This is a genomic window from Amycolatopsis sp. NPDC051758 (genome assembly GCF_044453095.1).
Lineage (GTDB): Bacteria > Actinomycetota > Actinomycetes > Mycobacteriales > Pseudonocardiaceae > Amycolatopsis.
Genome location: NZ_JBITCJ010000001.1, coordinates 1,247,541 through 1,261,801 on the forward strand (window position 1 = coordinate 1,247,541; position 14,261 = coordinate 1,261,801).

14 protein-coding genes are annotated in these 14,261 nt (G+C 70.5%); 3 read left to right on the forward strand and 11 right to left on the reverse strand.

Translation table 11 applies throughout. The features are described from left to right. The first annotated feature begins 62 nt into the window (after positions 1–62). Entirely contained in the window at positions 63–1,124 is a 1,062-nt protein-coding gene (locus ACIA5G_RS06510) for an NADH:flavin oxidoreductase/NADH oxidase (RefSeq protein WP_395921161.1), read from the forward strand. A gap of 196 nt (positions 1,125–1,320) precedes the next feature. Here the strand turns inward: ACIA5G_RS06510 and ACIA5G_RS06515 are convergent, their stop codons facing one another. The 4 genes from ACIA5G_RS06515 to ACIA5G_RS06530 form a co-directional block, all read right to left on the reverse strand. Further along, complete coding sequence (locus ACIA5G_RS06515) at positions 1,321–2,709, reverse strand: glutamate decarboxylase (RefSeq protein WP_395921162.1); 1,389 nt, start codon at positions 2,707–2,709, stop codon at positions 1,321–1,323. Positions 2,710–2,781: 72 nt separating this feature from the next. Beyond that, a complete protein-coding gene (locus tag ACIA5G_RS06520) occupies positions 2,782–3,258 on the reverse strand; it encodes a Dps family protein (protein ID WP_395921163.1) in 477 nt (158 codons plus the stop codon). 35 nt (positions 3,259–3,293) lie between these two features. Next, positions 3,294–3,716 carry an organic hydroperoxide resistance protein gene (locus ACIA5G_RS06525; RefSeq protein ID WP_395921164.1) on the reverse strand — a complete coding sequence of 141 codons (423 nt, stop codon included), beginning with the start codon at positions 3,714–3,716 and terminating at the stop codon, positions 3,294–3,296. Positions 3,717–3,851: 135 nt separating this feature from the next. Beyond that, positions 3,852–4,424, reverse strand: a complete 573-nt coding sequence (locus tag ACIA5G_RS06530; RefSeq protein WP_395921165.1) for an NADPH-dependent FMN reductase — start codon at positions 4,422–4,424, stop codon at positions 3,852–3,854. A gap of 126 nt (positions 4,425–4,550) precedes the next feature. Between ACIA5G_RS06530 and ACIA5G_RS06535 the strand changes: the two genes are divergently transcribed. Beyond that, complete coding sequence (locus tag ACIA5G_RS06535; RefSeq protein WP_395921166.1) at positions 4,551–5,603, forward strand: alpha/beta hydrolase; 1,053 nt, start codon at positions 4,551–4,553, stop codon at positions 5,601–5,603. Between the two features lie 109 nt (positions 5,604–5,712). Here the strand turns inward: ACIA5G_RS06535 and ACIA5G_RS06540 are convergent, their stop codons facing one another. From ACIA5G_RS06540 to ACIA5G_RS06550, 3 genes are all read right to left on the reverse strand, one after another. Continuing rightward, positions 5,713–6,243 (reverse strand): hypothetical protein, encoded by a 531-nt coding sequence (locus tag ACIA5G_RS06540; RefSeq protein WP_395921167.1) that lies wholly within the window; start codon positions 6,241–6,243, stop codon positions 5,713–5,715. A gap of 393 nt (positions 6,244–6,636) precedes the next feature. Beyond that, positions 6,637–7,236, reverse strand: a complete 600-nt coding sequence (locus ACIA5G_RS06545; RefSeq protein ID WP_395921168.1) for a TetR family transcriptional regulator — start codon at positions 7,234–7,236, stop codon at positions 6,637–6,639. Continuing rightward, positions 7,217–8,743, reverse strand: a complete 1,527-nt coding sequence (locus tag ACIA5G_RS06550) for a DHA2 family efflux MFS transporter permease subunit (RefSeq protein WP_395921169.1) — start codon at positions 8,741–8,743, stop codon at positions 7,217–7,219. The genes ACIA5G_RS06545 and ACIA5G_RS06550 overlap by 20 nt, the downstream gene beginning before the upstream one ends. 184 nt (positions 8,744–8,927) lie before the next feature. Here ACIA5G_RS06550 and ACIA5G_RS06555 point away from each other — a divergent pair, with 184 nt between their 5' ends. Then, on the forward strand, positions 8,928–10,082 hold the full coding sequence (locus tag ACIA5G_RS06555) for an MFS transporter (protein ID WP_395921920.1): 1,155 nt from the start codon (positions 8,928–8,930) through the stop codon (positions 10,080–10,082). Here ACIA5G_RS06555 and ACIA5G_RS06560 read toward each other — a convergent pair whose 3' ends face one another. The 4 genes from ACIA5G_RS06560 to ACIA5G_RS06575 all read right to left on the reverse strand — a co-directional run bounded on the left by ACIA5G_RS06560 (position 10,083) and on the right by ACIA5G_RS06575 (position 14,065). After that, positions 10,083–10,466: a hypothetical protein gene (locus ACIA5G_RS06560; RefSeq protein WP_395921170.1), complete on the reverse strand. Its 384-nt coding sequence runs from the start codon at positions 10,464–10,466 to the stop codon at positions 10,083–10,085. It abuts the gene before it with no gap. Between the two features lie 17 nt (positions 10,467–10,483). After that, entirely contained in the window at positions 10,484–11,665 is a 1,182-nt protein-coding gene (locus ACIA5G_RS06565) for an RtcB family protein (RefSeq protein WP_395921171.1), read from the reverse strand. Between the two features lie 94 nt (positions 11,666–11,759). After that, a complete protein-coding gene (locus tag ACIA5G_RS06570) occupies positions 11,760–12,800 on the reverse strand; it encodes an aspartate-semialdehyde dehydrogenase (RefSeq protein WP_395921172.1) in 1,041 nt (346 codons plus the stop codon). Then, on the reverse strand, positions 12,800–14,065 hold the full coding sequence (locus tag ACIA5G_RS06575; protein WP_395921173.1) for an aspartate kinase: 1,266 nt from the start codon (positions 14,063–14,065) through the stop codon (positions 12,800–12,802). Before ACIA5G_RS06575 ends, ACIA5G_RS06570 begins: the two co-directional genes overlap by 1 nt. Positions 14,066–14,261: the final 196 nt, after the last annotated feature.

Consider the following 14,261-nt stretch of genomic DNA (forward strand, 5'->3'; position numbering starts at 1 on the left):
ACTCGCCGGTACCCGCCCCTGGCGACGGGAAGAGACGGCAAGCACGTGTCGTTGATCCGGAAGTGAGCCGACTCTTCAGCCCCATCACCGTCCGCGGCCTGACCCTGCCGAACCGCGCGTGGGTGTCGCCGATGTGCCAGTACTCCGCCACCGACGGCCTGCCCGGCGACTGGCACCTCGTCCACCTGGGCCAGTTCGCCACCGGCGGCGCCGGGCTCGTCATGACCGAAGCGACCGCCGTGGTCCCCGAGGGCCGGATCAGTCCGCAGGACACCGGCATCTGGAGCGAGGCCCACGCCGACGCGTGGCGCCGCATCGTCGACTTCGTGCACGGCCAGGGCACGGCGATCGGCATGCAGCTCGGCCACGCCGGGCGCAAGGGCTCGGCGCACCGACCGTGGGAGGGTCCCGGCAGCGTCCCGGCCGAGGAGGGCGGCTGGCCGAGCGTCGGCGCGGACGCGCAGCCGTTCGGCTCGTACGCCCCGGCCCGGCCGCTGACCACGGACGAGGTCAGCGCGCTCCCGGCGGCGTTCGCGGCGGGTGCGCGGCGGGCGCTGGACGCCGGGTTCGACCTGCTCGAGCTGCACTTCGCGCACGGCTACCTGGTGCACCAGTTCCTGTCCCCGCTGTCGAACACCCGCACCGACGCCTACGGCGGCGACTTCGAGGGCCGCACCCGGCTGGCGCTGGAGATCGCGGACGCGGTGCGCGCCGAAGTGAGCGTCCCGCTGTTCGCCCGGCTGTCGGCGACGGACTGGGCCGAGGGCGGCTGGACGCTCGACGAGTCCGTCCGGCTGACGAAGCTCCTCGCCGAACGCGGGATCGACCTGATCGACACGTCCACCGGCGGCAACGTCCCGAACCCGGACATTCCGGTCGGCCCGGGTTACCAGGTCCCGTTCGCCGAGCGCATCCGCACCGAGACGGGCCTCCCGACCGGCGCGGTCGGCATGATCACCGACCCGGAGCAGGCGGAGGAGATCGTGGCGTCGGGCTCGGCGGACGCGGTGTTCCTGGCCCGCGCCCTGCTGCGCGACCCGCATTGGCCGCTGCGAGCGGCGAACGCCCTCGGCGGCGAGGTCCGGTGGCCGGACCAGTACGCGCGGGCCAAGTCCTGGCACTGACGCGCTGTCCGTAACTCGCGTGATCCCGCACGGAACTCGCGTGATCAGACCCGGAACTCGCGTGATCAGACCCGGAACTCGCGCTGACCGGCGAGCACCGGCCCGGGCGGCCCACTTCCGGCTCCCATCACGCGAGTTCCGGCTTCGATCACGCGAGATCCGGGCTCGATCACGCGGGCCACGCCAAGTCCTGGCACTAGTGGTGGAAGGCGGTCGCCTTCGCAGGGTCCTTCGGGCGGCCGCCCTCCTTCTCCAGGTCCGGCAGGACCCGCGCCAGGTCCGCCAGCAGCAGGTCCGCCAGGTCGTGCGTGAAGCCGTTGCGGACGACGATCCGCAGCCCCGCCAGGTCCGTCCGGTTTTCCGGGAACGTGTACGCCGGCACGAGCCAGCCGCGCTCGCGCAGGCGGCGTGACACGTCGAAGACGTCGAAGCCGGCGTCCGCGCGGGTCGTGAACGCGAACACCGGCAGCTGGTCGCCCTTCGTCAACAACAAGAACGGCCCCAGCGAGGCGATCCCGGCCGACAGGTGTGTCGCGACGTCGCGCGAAGCCTGTTGCACCGCACGGAATCCGTCACGGCCCAGCCGGACGAACGTGTAGTACTGGGCCGCGACCTCGGCCCCCGGGCGGGAGAAGTTCAGCGCGAACGTCGGCATGTCACCGCCGAGGTAGTTCACGTTGAACACCAGCTCCGAGGGCAACGCCGCCTGGTTGCGCCAGATCACCCAGCCGACACCCGGGTACACGAGCCCGTACTTGTGCCCCGAGGTGTTGATCGACGCAACACGCGGCAGCCGGAAGTCCCACACCAGGTCGGGGTCGAGGAACGGCGCGATCATCGCGCCCGAAGCGCCGTCGACGTGGATCGGGATGTCCCAGCCGGTGCGCGCGGAAAGCGCGTCGAGCGCCGCGGCGATCTCCGCGACCGGCTCGTAGCTGCCGTCGAAGGTGGACCCGAGGATCGCGACCACGCCGATCGTGTTCTCGTCACACCGGGCCACGGCTTCGTCGGCGGTCAGGTGGTACCGGTCGCCGTCCATCGGCACCAGCCGCGGCTCGACCTCCCAGTACTCGCAGAACTTCTCCCAGCACACCTGGACGTTGGCGCCCATCACCAGGTTCGGCTTGCCGCTGCGCCCCAACCGGGACCAGCGCCGCTTCAGCGCCATTCCGGCGAGCATGCACGCTTCGGACGAACCGGTCGTCGAGCAGCCCATGATGTCGGCCGGGTCGGGCGCGTGCCAGAGGTCGGCGAGGATGTTCACGCAGCGGCGCTCCAGCTCGGCCGTCTGCGGGTACTCGTCCTTGTCGATCATGTTCTTGTCGACGCACTCGGCCATCAGCTCACGCGCCTGCGGCTCCATCCACGTCGTGACGAACGTGGCGAGGTTGAGCCGCGCGTTGCCGTCGAGCATCAGCTCGTCGCGCACCAGCTGCAGCGCGGTGTCCGGCGGCAGCGAGTCCTCGAGCAGCTTGTCGTGCGGCATGACGAACCCCGCCGCCAATGCCGGATTCGCCCCGGCGTAGAGCGGGTTCGTGCCGCCGACGCGGTCCGGGCGGTCGGCTTTCCCCTGATGCAGCACCATGCCTTCGAAACTACTGCGAAGAGACGCGAAAGGGGCCGTTCCGCAGTGGAACGGCCCCGTTCGCGGGACGGGTCAGGCCTGCTGGGCCTGCCACATCCAGTGCGCCTCTTCGAGCGCACGGGTGATCTCGATCAGCAGGTCCTGCGTCACGAGGTCACTCTTGTCGGTCTCGTCGATGCGGGCGCGCAGCCGCTCGATGAGCGCGGACAGGATGTCGACGATCGCGGCGACCGTGGACTCGACGGACTGCCAGTTGTCGGGGTACTCGGGCACACCCGAACTCTCGACGACGGTCTTCGCCTTGCCGTTCGGCGAGACGCCGATGGCGTTGGCGCGCTCGGCGACCTCGTCGACGTACTGCCGCGCGGTGTTCACGAGCTCGTCGAGCTGCAGGTGCGCGCTGCGGAAGTTCGAGCCGACGACGTTCCAGTGCGCCTGCTTCGCGATCAGCGAAAGGTCGACCAGGTCGACCAGCGTCGCCTGGAGGGCGTTGCCGGTGATCTCCTTGTCGGCCTCGGAAAGCGGGCTCTTGATCGGAGACTTGCTCATCTCTGGTGATCCTTCCTGGTGCTTGACCGAGGGGTTCAGACGGTGGCGGAGAGTGCGACCTCGATGTTCCCGCGGGTCGCGTTCGAGTACGGGCAGACCTGGTGGGCCTGCTCGACCAGCTGGTCGGCCTGGGCCTGCTCGAGGCCCGGCAGCGAGACGTTCAGCGCGACGCCAAGGCCGAAGCCGACGTCCTGCTTGAGGACGCTGACCTCGGCGGTCACGGTCGAACCGTTCAGCGTCACCTTGGCCTGGCGCGCGACCAGCTGCAGCGCGCTGTGGAAGCAGGCCGAGTAGCCGGCGGCGAAGAGCTGCTCGGGGTTGGTCTTGTCCCCGCCGGGGCCGCCCATCTCCTTGGGGATGGCCAGGGACTCGTCGATGACGCCGTCCGAGGAGGTCACCTCGCCGTTGCGGCCGTCGCCGCGCGCCGTCGCCACCGCCGTGTAGATCGCCTGACCCATGCTCAGCCTGCCTTCTGTCCGTGGACGCTCCACAGCGAGCGTCTCACTGGGCACAACATCCCGCACCCGCGGAATCGTGCCCCCACATGGCAGGCATCACGTGGTTCGGTTACCCGGCGGCATCCGGGTGAAACTTCACGCGGCGCGCGTCACCGCGAACTCCGCGACCTGGCGCCCGATCAGGCGGAGGGTGCGGACGCTCTTCTCGTCGGACGCGCCGCCGCCTTCGTCGAACTTGGTTTCGGCGGAGTTGATGGAACCCCCCAGCGGGGTGGGCCAGCCGCGCAGCGCGTGCGTGATCGTGCGCAGCTGCTCCAGCGTCGTCACCGCCGCCTGCCAGCCGTAGGCGACGGCGGCCAGGCCGACCGCGCGGCCGTCGAGGTAGGGCCGCTGGTCGTCGCGCAGGTCCTCGACGTAGTCCAGGGCGTTCTTGACCAGGCCGGACAGCGCGCCGTGGTAACCCGGCGAGACGACGATGAGCCCGTCCGCCTGCCGGATCGCCTCGATGAGCCGCGTCGCGCGGGCGTCGCGCTCCGGCTCACCGGCGTCGTAGAACGGCAACACCAGTTCGGGCCCGGTGAGCAGCTGGACCCGGACGCCGGTTTCGGCGGCGCCGTCGAGCGCGATGTGCAGCGCGCGTTCGGACTGCGAGCCCTCGCGCAGAGAGCCGCCGATCCCGAGCACATTGACCGTCCTGGCTGAAGTCACGTTTTCCAGGCTAACCCCTCCACTTCACTGGAGGACCAGACTCTGGGACGGAGGTCCTGGTCACAGCTGGACCAGTTATCTACTGGCAAGTAACGTCCTGGTCGGCACCGACGCTCAGGAGGAACCATGGCCATCCCGCTCCCGATCCGCGTCCAGGCGGCCGCGTCCCAGCTCGCGTTCTGGCTGCCGTCGCCGGTCCGGCGGGCGCTGGCGGGACGCCCGGTCCGCCTCGACGGCCAGGACCTCGCACTCGACGCCCAGCTGCTGCTCCGGCTGCAGAAGCTCTCCGGCGCCGAGCTGGTGCAGGGCTCGGTCGAGAAGTCCCGCGCGCTGCTCGACGTCGGACGGCACCTGGTCAGCGGCAAGCCGATCGAACCCGTCTCGGTGCGGGAGATCGCCGTGCCGACACCGGACGGCGATCTGCCGGCGACGCTCTACACGCCGGTCGGACTGCCCGAAAAGTCACCGCTGCTGGTGTTCTTCCACGGCGGCGGCTGGGTGATCGGCACCCGCGCGAGCCACGACAACGCCGTCCGCTTCCTGGCGAAGCACGCCGGGGTGCGGGTGCTGTCGATCGAGTACCGGCTGGCCCCGGAGTTCCCGTTCCCGGCGGCCGCGGAAGACGCGCTCGCGGCGTTCGAGTACGCGGTGGCGAAGGCGGGCGACCTCGGCGCCGACCCGGCGCGGATCGCCGTCGGCGGTGACAGCGCGGGCGGCAACCTCGCCGCCGTGACGGCGCAGCAGGCGGTGCGGCGCGGCGGCCCGGCCCCGGCGTTCCAGCTGCTGATCTACCCGGCGACGGACTTCGCGCAGCGCTACCGCTCGCAGGACCTGTTCGCCGAGGACCTGTTCCTCACCGACGTGCACATGAAGTGGTTCGAAGGCCACTACGTGCCGGAGGGCACCGACCTGACCGACCCGCGGCTCTCCCCGCTGCGCGCGGCCGACCTGAGCGGCCTGCCGCCGGCCCTGGTCGTCACGGCCGGGTTCGACCCGTTGCGCGACGAAGGCGAGGCGTACGCGAAGAAGCTCGCCGAAGCCGGCGTCGACGTCGCCCTGCGGCGCCACGAGGACCTGATCCACGGGTTCATCAACTTCACCGGCGTCGGCAGCCGGTTCCGCGAAGCACTGGCCGAAATGGCCGGCGCGCTGCGGCAGGGCTTGTCCAAACAGGACTGACCGCGGCCCGGCGACGGTCGTGCGCCGCCCACCGGGAAACGACCCGGAGCCCGGCGCGGAGAAATGTCCGCGGCCGGGCTCCGGGCCCCCCTGTTTCCCTTTGCCGGAGTCAGCCCGCCGGTGCGGGCAGCGGGGGCACCGGCAGCGGTGGCACCGGAAGACCGCCGAGCAACCCGCCCAAGATGCCGGTAACCGCGGCGAGCAGGGCTTTCACCAGGTCGCTGACGATCTTCAGCGGACCCGGCAGGTCCGGCAGCGACGGGATCGGCAACGGCAGCGGGGGCAGCTGGCGCGCCTTGGCCGTCGGGTCGGCCAGCAGCCGGCTGGACTCGTCGGCGCGGCCCTTGGCCAGACCGGCGAGCTGCTCGGTGTCGGTCTGGATCGTGTAGCGCTTCCCGGCGGCGATGTCCGCCATCACCGGGCTCATCCGGCCCAGGTCGGACCGGGTGGCACCGACGTTGCCCGCGTAAGCCACCTTGGTCAGGTCGTCACGCATCTGGAGCACCTGTGCGGCGAGGGCCTGGGTGCTGGAGGAACCCTTGCCCCCGTCCGGGCTCGCCGAAGCGATCCCCGCCATTCCGACCGCCAGCAGACTGCTCGCGGCTACCAGGGCGATGGACCGCCCGAACTTGCCTTTCATTTCCTACCTCCTGGCCTCGGGAGACCTGACGGGTTAAATCGATACCCCCCGTATCGGAGATAAGCCACCCGATCACCGGTTAGGGACGTTTTCTAACCCTTACGTGCCGGATGCGGAGGCGGTGAACTGACCCGCAATTGATTAACGTCGAAACCTTGCCCATCCCCCCGAAGATCAACTTAAGTGATCATGACCGTCACTGCTGGTGACGGCCGTCCACTGTGGAACATTTCGGTCACCCATGCGGGCGTAAACGGTGATCAATTGGCTTCATCACTCCGTCGGACTGCGTGTCGAGACTGCTCCAGACAGGGCGTCCCCCACGTTCGCACCGCCACCCACAAGGTTCGGCCCGTGGTGAAGACAGAAATGCGAAATCAATTCCCGAACCGGTCAAAGCGGCAGGCCGGATTCCAGGTGGACCAGCGCTTCGTCGAGCAGCACCAGGTAGTCGCTGCCGGGATCACCCGCCGCCTTGACGAACGCCGCCAGCAGCACTCCTACCACCGCCCCGGCCCAGTTGCGCACCTGGAAGTCGTCCGGCGCCCGGCCGGTGCGCCGCGCGGCGACGCCGGCGATCAGCTCGATCCCCTCGGCGAACTGGTCCATGGTCGCGGCCCGCAGCTCGGGCTCGCGGAACACCATCAGCTGCCGCTGGCGGATGTCCTCCATCTCCTCCTCGGAGAACCGCGCGAGGACGTCGGCCACCGTCGCCCGCATGGCCGGGATCAGGCCGAGCTCGGCGGGCTGCGCGATCGCGGTCGCGATGAAGACCGGGTCGACGGGGTCGTAGAGGACCGCCGCCTCCTTCGTCGCGAAGTAGCGGAAGAAGGTGCTGGGCGAGATCTCCGCCGCGGCCGCGATCTGGTCGACCGTCGTCGCGCTGTACCCCTGCTCCCGGAACAGCCGCAACGCGTGCCGCTGGATCGCGGCCCGCGTCCTGGCCTTCTTCCGCTCCCGCAGCCCCATGGGCTCAGATGGCGACGACGTCATGCTCCGATTCTCGCCGTTGCGCCGCCGCGGCCGTCCGCCCGGGCAGGAACAGCAGCGCCAGCAGCGCGCCGGCCACGCCGAGCCCGGCGCACACCCACAGCGTCGCGGCCATGCCGTCGGTGAACGCGAGCCGCGCGGAGTCGGCGAGCGCGGGCAGGTGCAGCTTCCCGGCGACGGCGATCGCGCCGGAAGCGCTTCCGCGCGCCGCGTCCGCCACCTGGGCCGGCAGGCCGCCGGTGGCGACGCCGTCGCGGTAGACGCCGTTGAGGACGGTGCCCAGCACCGCGACGCCGATGGTCCCGCCGACCTGGCGCAGCACCTGGATCAGCGCCGAACCGGCGCCCGAGCGGCCCTCGGTGAGCGCGCCCATCGCCATCGACATCAGCGGGGTCAGCGTGCACCCCGTGCCGAGGCCGATGACGAGCTCCCAGCCGACGGTGGCGCCGTAGCCGTCCGACGGCGTGGTTGCCGAACCCCAGGCCAGCCCGGCCGCGAGCAGCACGAACCCGGCGGTGACGACCACCCGCACACCGAGCGCGGCGACCAGCCGTTCGGCGATCTTCGACGCGACGAGCATCCCGGCGATCAGCGGCAGCAGCCGGACCCCGGTCTGCAGCGCGTCGGCCCCCTGCACCGCCTGGAACAGCTGCGGCAGCACGAACATCACGCCCATCAGCGCGAAGGAGGCTACGGTCGCGAGCACCGCACCCCAGACGAACCGCGGCTCGCGGAACAACACCAGGTCGGCCAGGGGCGAGGCCACCCGCGTCTGCGTCCAGCAGAACACCCCGAGCAGCGCGGCGCCGAGCGCGAGCAGGCCGTACGTCGCCGGGGCGGCCCAGCCGTGCTCGCCGGCGTAGACGAAGCCGTAGGTGAGGGCGACCAGCCCGGCGGCCGAGAGCACGATGCCCCGGAAGTCGATCGCGCCCCGGCCGGAGCCACGGGTCAGCGGCACCAGGAACAGCACCGCGACCAGGCCGACCACGGTCAGCGGGACGTTGATGAGGAACACCGAGCCCCACGCGAAGTGGTCGAGCAGCCAGCCGCCGAGCAGCGGCCCGAGCGGGATGCCGGCGAACGTCGCCATCACCCAGGTCGTCAGCGCCTTCGCCCGCTCCTCCGGCGGGAACAGGATGTTCAGCAGGGAGAGCGAAAGCGGGATGAGGAACGCGGCCCCGACACCGAGCACGACCCGGGCGGCGATCAGCTGGCCGGGCGAACCGGCGTAGGCGCACCCCAGCGAGGCCAGGCCGAACACGGCCAGCGCGCCGAGCAGCAGCTTCTTCGGGCCGAACCGGTCGCCCAGCAGGCCCGCCGGCAGCAGCAGCGCGGCCAGCGCCAGCGTGTAGGCGTTGCCGAACCACTGCAGCTGCGTCGTCGTGGCGCCGAGGTCGACGGCCAGCGTCGGCACGGCGACGTTCAGCACGGTCAGGTCGAGCCCGACGGTCAGCAGGCTCACCGCGAGCGCTCCAAGCGCCCACCACCTGCGCGGATAGATCTCAGTCATAGTGACCCCCATTTGGTAGTTACCACCAAATGAGAGTAGCTCTCAAAATTTCTTCGCGCCAGGGAGAGTGACCGGGGAAATATGTTGCACGCGCGTACCACCTTGGGTTCTCATCGAAGGCGTGCCACTGCAGCCGTACCGCCGAGTCCTCGCCGTGCCCCGGGTCCCCTCGACGATGGCCCTGATGTTCCTGGCGCGGCTGCCGATGACGATGAACGGCGTGCTGATGACGCTGTACGTCGTCACCGGGCTCGGCCGTGGTTACGGCGCCGCCGGGCTGGTCGGCGCCGGTGTCACCCTCGGGATGGCCCTCGGCGCGCCGCTGCTCGGCCGCTGCTTCGACAAGTACGGGCTGCGGCCGATCGTCGCCGTCTGCGGGATCGGCACCACGGTGTTCTGGATCGCGGCGCCGCACCTGCCGTACGAGGCGCTCGCCGCGGTCGCGGTCCCGGCCGGGATGCTCTCGGTGCCGGCGGGCTCGCTGGCGCGGCAGGTCCTGGCCGCGCTCGTGCCGGCCGGGGAGCTGCGCGCGGCGTACTCCCTCGACACCATCTCGATCGAAGCGACGTTCATGATCGGCCCCGCGGCCGGCATCGCGGCGATCACCACGTTCTCCCCGGCCTGGACGCTCAGCGCGCTCGGCGTGCTGTTCGGCGGCACGGCGTTCCTGATCTGGCTGGTGAACCCGCCGATCCGGGAGGTGGTGGCCGACCCGGTCGCGCCCGGCCCCCGGCCGCGGCTGCGGAGCTGGCTCACCGGCCGCCTGCTGGCGACGCTGATGATCGCGGCCGGCGCGTTGTTCGTGCTGGTCGGCACCGAACTGGCGACCCTCGCGGCGCTGCGTGCGAACGGCGACCTCGGGGCGACCGGGCTGGTCATCGCGGTGATGTGCGCGGCGTCCATCCTCGGCGGCATCGTGCACGGCGCGGTGAAGCGGTCGCTGCCGCAGGGTGTGCTGATGCTGCTGCTCGCGCTGCTGGTGGTGCCGGTCGGGCTGGCCGACCAGCCGTGGTGGCTGCTGATGCTGGTGCTGATCCCGACGAACCTGCTCTGCGCGCCGACCCTCGCGGCGACCACCGAGACGGTCAGCCGGATCGCCCCGCCACAGGTCCGCGGCGAGGCGATGGGCCTGCAGGACGCGTCGACCCGGCTGGGCCTGGCGCTCGGCAGCCCGGTGGTCGGCTTCGCGATCGACCACTCGAGCCCGGCGTGGGGTTTCGCCGCGGCCGGGCTCGGCGGCCTGCTGATCGCTTCGGCCGGGCTGCTGCACCGGCGGACGCCGGAGCCGGCCGCGGACCCGGCCCCCGCGCTGGCGGCCGCGGCGGCCGGTCCCGAGTGATCAGCCGCCGCAGGCCGCGCGCAGGGCGTCGAGCTTCTTGACGTTGCGCTGCACCCACTGGGCCACGACCCCGGCGTCTTCGATGCGTTCCTTCTGCACCTCGACGTAGGAGTCGGCCATGCCGAACAGCGCGTTCTTGACGTCCTGGTCCTGGACGCTCCCCGCAAGCTCGCGCAGCCGCTTTTCCTTGTCCTCGGCGCGCGCCTTGAGCTTCGCCGGATCAACCAGCGGGTTCAGGTCGGCGAGCCCGAGTGCCTCGGAACACGCGCTCACCTTGTCCGCGGTCTTCGCCCCCTGGTCGACCGCGTTGCCGACCTGGTCGCACCCGCTCAGCAGCAGTGCGGCCCCGGCCAGCAGCGCGGCCGTCGTTCCACCCCTCGTCATGAATCCAACGTACCGCTTCAGCCCTTGACGCAGACGACCTGCTTGAGCTGCGCCACGACCTCGACCAGGTCCGTCTGGGCCCGGATCACCGAGTCGATGTCCTTGTACGCGGCCGGGATCTCGTCGACCACACCGGAGTCCTTGCGGCACTCGACCCCGGCCGTCTGCGCCGCGAGGTCGTCGGCCGTGAACAGCTTCTTGGCCTTGTTGCGCGACATCCGGCGCCCGGCGCCGTGCGACGCCGACTCGAAGGACGACTTGTTGCCCAGCCCGCGGACGATGTACGAACCGGTCCCCATGCTGCCCGGGATGATCCCGAGATCACCCGATCCGGCGCGGATCGCGCCCTTCCGGGTGACGAGCAGCTCAACACCGTCGTAGCTCTCCTCGGCGACGTAGTTGTGGTGGCAGGAGATCGCGTCGTCGAAGGTCGTGCCCGGCACGACGTCCGCCAGCGCCTGCTTCACGAGCGCGACCATGGTGGCGCGGTTGCGCGCCGCGTAGTCCTGCGCCCAGAACAGGTCGCGCCGGTAGGCCGCCATCTCCGGCGTGCCGGCGACGAACACCGCGAGGTCCCGGTCGGGCAGGTCGGCGTTGTGCGGCAGCTTGCGCGCGACGGCCATGTGCCGCTCCGCCAGCTCCTTGCCGATGTTGCGCGAACCCGAGTGCAGCATCAGCCAGACCCGGCCGACGCCTTCCTCGAGGCAGACCTCGATGAAGTGGTTCCCGCCCCCGAGGCTCCCGATCTGCCGCGCGGCCCGGTCGTGCAGCTCCTGGACACCGCTGTGCAGCTCACCGAAGCCCTTCCAGAACGTGTCCCAGCCGCCGACCCCGTGCACCTTGGCCGGGTTCACCGGCGTCTTGTGCAGGCCGAAGCCCACCGGAACGGCGCTCTCGATGCGCCGGCGCAGCTTCCCGAGGTCGTCCGGCAGGTCACTCGCGGAGAGCGACGTCCGGACGGCGCTCATCCCGCACCCGATGTCAACACCGACCGCGGCGGGCGAAACGGCGTCACGCATGGCGATGACACTGCCGACGGTGGCGCCCTTGCCGTAGTGCACATCGGGCATCACGGCGACGCCGTGCACCCACGGCAGGTTCGCGACGTTGTGCAGCTGCCGCATGGCCTGATCTTCGACGGACGCCGGATCCGCCCACATCCGAATCGGAACACGCGCGCCGTCGACGGCGGTGTACATGGTTTCCTCCCCTGAAACGCTTTTGCGGTGCCCAGGATCCCCCGGGCACCGCAAGAACGACAAGGCGTTTTTCAGTTGTCCACTGTGTACCGGCTCAGAGCTGCTGCGCCACCAGCTCCGCGAGCTGCACCGTGTTGAGCGCCGCGCCCTTGCGCAGGTTGTCGTTCGAGATGAACAGCGCCAGCCCGCGGCCGCCCTCGACACCCTGGTCGACGCGGATGCGGCCGACGTAGCTCGGGTCGTTGCCCGCCGCCTGCAGCGGGGTCGGGATCTCCGACAGCTCGACACCCGGCGCGTGTGTCAGCAGCTCCGTCGCGCGCTCGACCGTCAAGGCCCGCTCGAACTCGACGTTGACCGAGATCGAGTGCCCCGAGAACACCGGCACGCGCACGCACGTGCAGGACACGCCGAGCCCCGGGATGCTCAGGATCTTGCGGCTCTCGTTGCGGAACTTCTTCTCTTCGTCCGTCTCGAACTCACCGTCGTCCACAATGGACCCGGCCATCGGCAGGACGTTGAACGCGATCGGCCGGACGTACTTGTTCGGCGCCGGGAACTCGATCGCCGCGCCGTCGTGCGTCAGCAGGGAAGCGTGCTCGGCCGCCGCGCGGACCTGGCCCGCGAGCTCGTCCACGCCGGCCAGCCCGCTGCCGGACACCGCCTGGTACGTCGACGCGACCAGCCGCACCAGCCCGGCCTCGTCGTGCAGCGGCTTCAGCACCGGCATCGCGGCCATGGTGGTGCAGTTGGGGTTCGCGATGATCCCCTTCCGCGCCTCCTTGATCGCCTCCGGGTTGACCTCGCTGACGACCAGCGGCACGTCCGGGTCCATCCGGAACGCCGAAGAGTTGTCGATCACCGTGACGCCGGCCTCGGCGAACCGCGGCGCCTGCGCCTTCGAGGTCGACCCGCCCGCGGAGAACAGCGCGATGTCCAAACCGGACGGATCCGCCGTTTCCGCGTCCTCGACGGTGATCTCGGTGTCGCGCCACGGCAGCTTCGACCCCGCCGAGCGCGCCGAAGCGAAATACCGCAGCTCGGCGACCGGGAACTCCCGCTCCGCCAGCAGCTTGCGCATCACCGCACCGACCTGGCCGGTCGCGCCGACCACCCCGATCCGCAGTCCGTCCGCCATCAGCGACCACTCCCCGCGTAGACGACGGCTTCTTCGTCGCCGCCGAGTTCGAACGCCTCGTGGATCGCGCGCACGGCGTCGTCGAGCTGCGCGTCCCGGATCAGCACCGAGATGCGGATCTCCGAGGTGTTGATGATTTCGATGTTGACGCCGGACTGGGCCAGCGCTTCGCAGAACGTCGCCGTGACACCCGGGTGCGAGCGCATCCCGGCGCCGACCAGCGAGACCTTGCCGACGTGGTCGTCGTAGAGCACCGACTCGAAGCCGATCTCCGCCTTGACCTTCTCCAGCTCCTTGACCGCCTTGGCGCCGTTGGCCTTCGACAGCGTGAACGTGATGTCCGTGCGGCCGGACACCGTGCTGGACACGTTCTGCAGCACCATGTCGATGTCGATCTCGGCGTCGGCGATCACGCGGAAGATCCGCGCCGCGGCACCGGCGTGGTCCGGCACCCCGGTGACCGTGATCTTCGCTTCGGAGCGGTCGTGCGCCACACCGGTGATCAGGGCTTGTTCCACGGGGATCTCCTCGATAGAACCGGTCACCGTCGTGCCCGGCTTGTCACTGTAGGAAGAACGGACTCGGATCGGCACGCCGTACCGGCGCGCGTACTCGACCGAACGCAGGTGCAGGATCTTCGACCCGCTCGCCGCGAGCTCGAGCATCTCCTCGTACGGGATGGTGTCGAGCTTCCGCGCGTCCGGGACGATTCGCGGGTCGGCGGAGTACACACCGTCCACATCGGAGTAGATCTCGCAGACGTCGGCGTTCAGCGCGGCGGCCAGCGCGACGGCGGTGGTGTCCGAGCCGCCGCGGCCCAGCGTGGTGATGTCCTTGGTGTCCTGCGCGACGCCCTGGAAGCCCGCCACCAGCGCGACGTAACCCTGCTCGAGGGCTTCGGTGACGCGGCTCGGCGTGACGTCGATGATGCGCGCGTTGCCGTGCACCGACGTCGTGACGACGCCGGCCTGCGAACCGGTGAACGACCACGCCTCCGCGCCCTGGGCCGAGATGGCCATGGCGACCAGCGAGTTCGAGATGCGCTCACCCGCGGTGAGCAGCATGTCCATCTCCCGCTCCGGCGGCGCCGGGTTGACCTGCTGCGCCAGGTCGAGCAGCTCGTCGGTGGTGTCACCCATCGCCGAGCAGACCACCACGACGTCGTTGCCGGCCTTCTTCGTGGCGACGATCCGTTCCGCGACGCGCTTGATCCGGTCGGCACTTTCCAGCGACGATCCGCCGTACTTCTGGACCACGAGGGCCACGCCCGAACCTCCTAGACGGGCCGGGTCTGCTCCCTGGTGGGCACCGGAGAGCCCCCGCGTCCCATATTTGAGAAGGAGCCTACCGGGGGTTCCGCGGCCCGCCACCCTCTTGACGTGGGGCGGGCGCCGGATGCGGGCGGCCCGGAAGTAAATCTTCCGTAACACCAACGAAATGCGCGGAGCCCTTCCTTTCGAG

Bases quoted from the DNA above. Each gene is read 5' to 3' on its own strand.
- ACIA5G_RS06515 (WP_395921162.1), bottom strand. From the start codon at position 2,709: ATGGTGCTGCATCAGGGGAAAGCCGACCGCCCGGACCGCGTCGGCGGC.
- ACIA5G_RS06520 (WP_395921163.1), bottom strand. From the start codon at position 3,258: ATGAGCAAGTCTCCGATCAAGAGCCCGCTTTCCGAGGCCGACAAGGAG.
- ACIA5G_RS06525 (WP_395921164.1), bottom strand. From the start codon at position 3,716: ATGGGTCAGGCGATCTACACGGCGGTGGCGACGGCGCGCGGCGACGGC.
- ACIA5G_RS06535 (WP_395921166.1), top strand. From the start codon at position 4,551: ATGGCCATCCCGCTCCCGATCCGCGTCCAGGCGGCCGCGTCCCAGCTC.
- ACIA5G_RS06540 (WP_395921167.1), bottom strand. From the start codon at position 6,243: ATGAAAGGCAAGTTCGGGCGGTCCATCGCCCTGGTAGCCGCGAGCAGT.
- ACIA5G_RS06545 (WP_395921168.1), bottom strand. From the start codon at position 7,236: ATGACGTCGTCGCCATCTGAGCCCATGGGGCTGCGGGAGCGGAAGAAG.
- ACIA5G_RS06550 (WP_395921169.1), bottom strand. From the start codon at position 8,743: ATGACTGAGATCTATCCGCGCAGGTGGTGGGCGCTTGGAGCGCTCGCG.
- ACIA5G_RS06555 (WP_395921920.1), top strand. From the start codon at position 8,928: ATGTTCCTGGCGCGGCTGCCGATGACGATGAACGGCGTGCTGATGACG.
- ACIA5G_RS06560 (WP_395921170.1), bottom strand. From the start codon at position 10,466: ATGACGAGGGGTGGAACGACGGCCGCGCTGCTGGCCGGGGCCGCACTG.
- ACIA5G_RS06565 (WP_395921171.1), bottom strand. From the start codon at position 11,665: ATGTACACCGCCGTCGACGGCGCGCGTGTTCCGATTCGGATGTGGGCG.
- ACIA5G_RS06570 (WP_395921172.1), bottom strand. From the start codon at position 12,800: ATGGCGGACGGACTGCGGATCGGGGTGGTCGGCGCGACCGGCCAGGTC.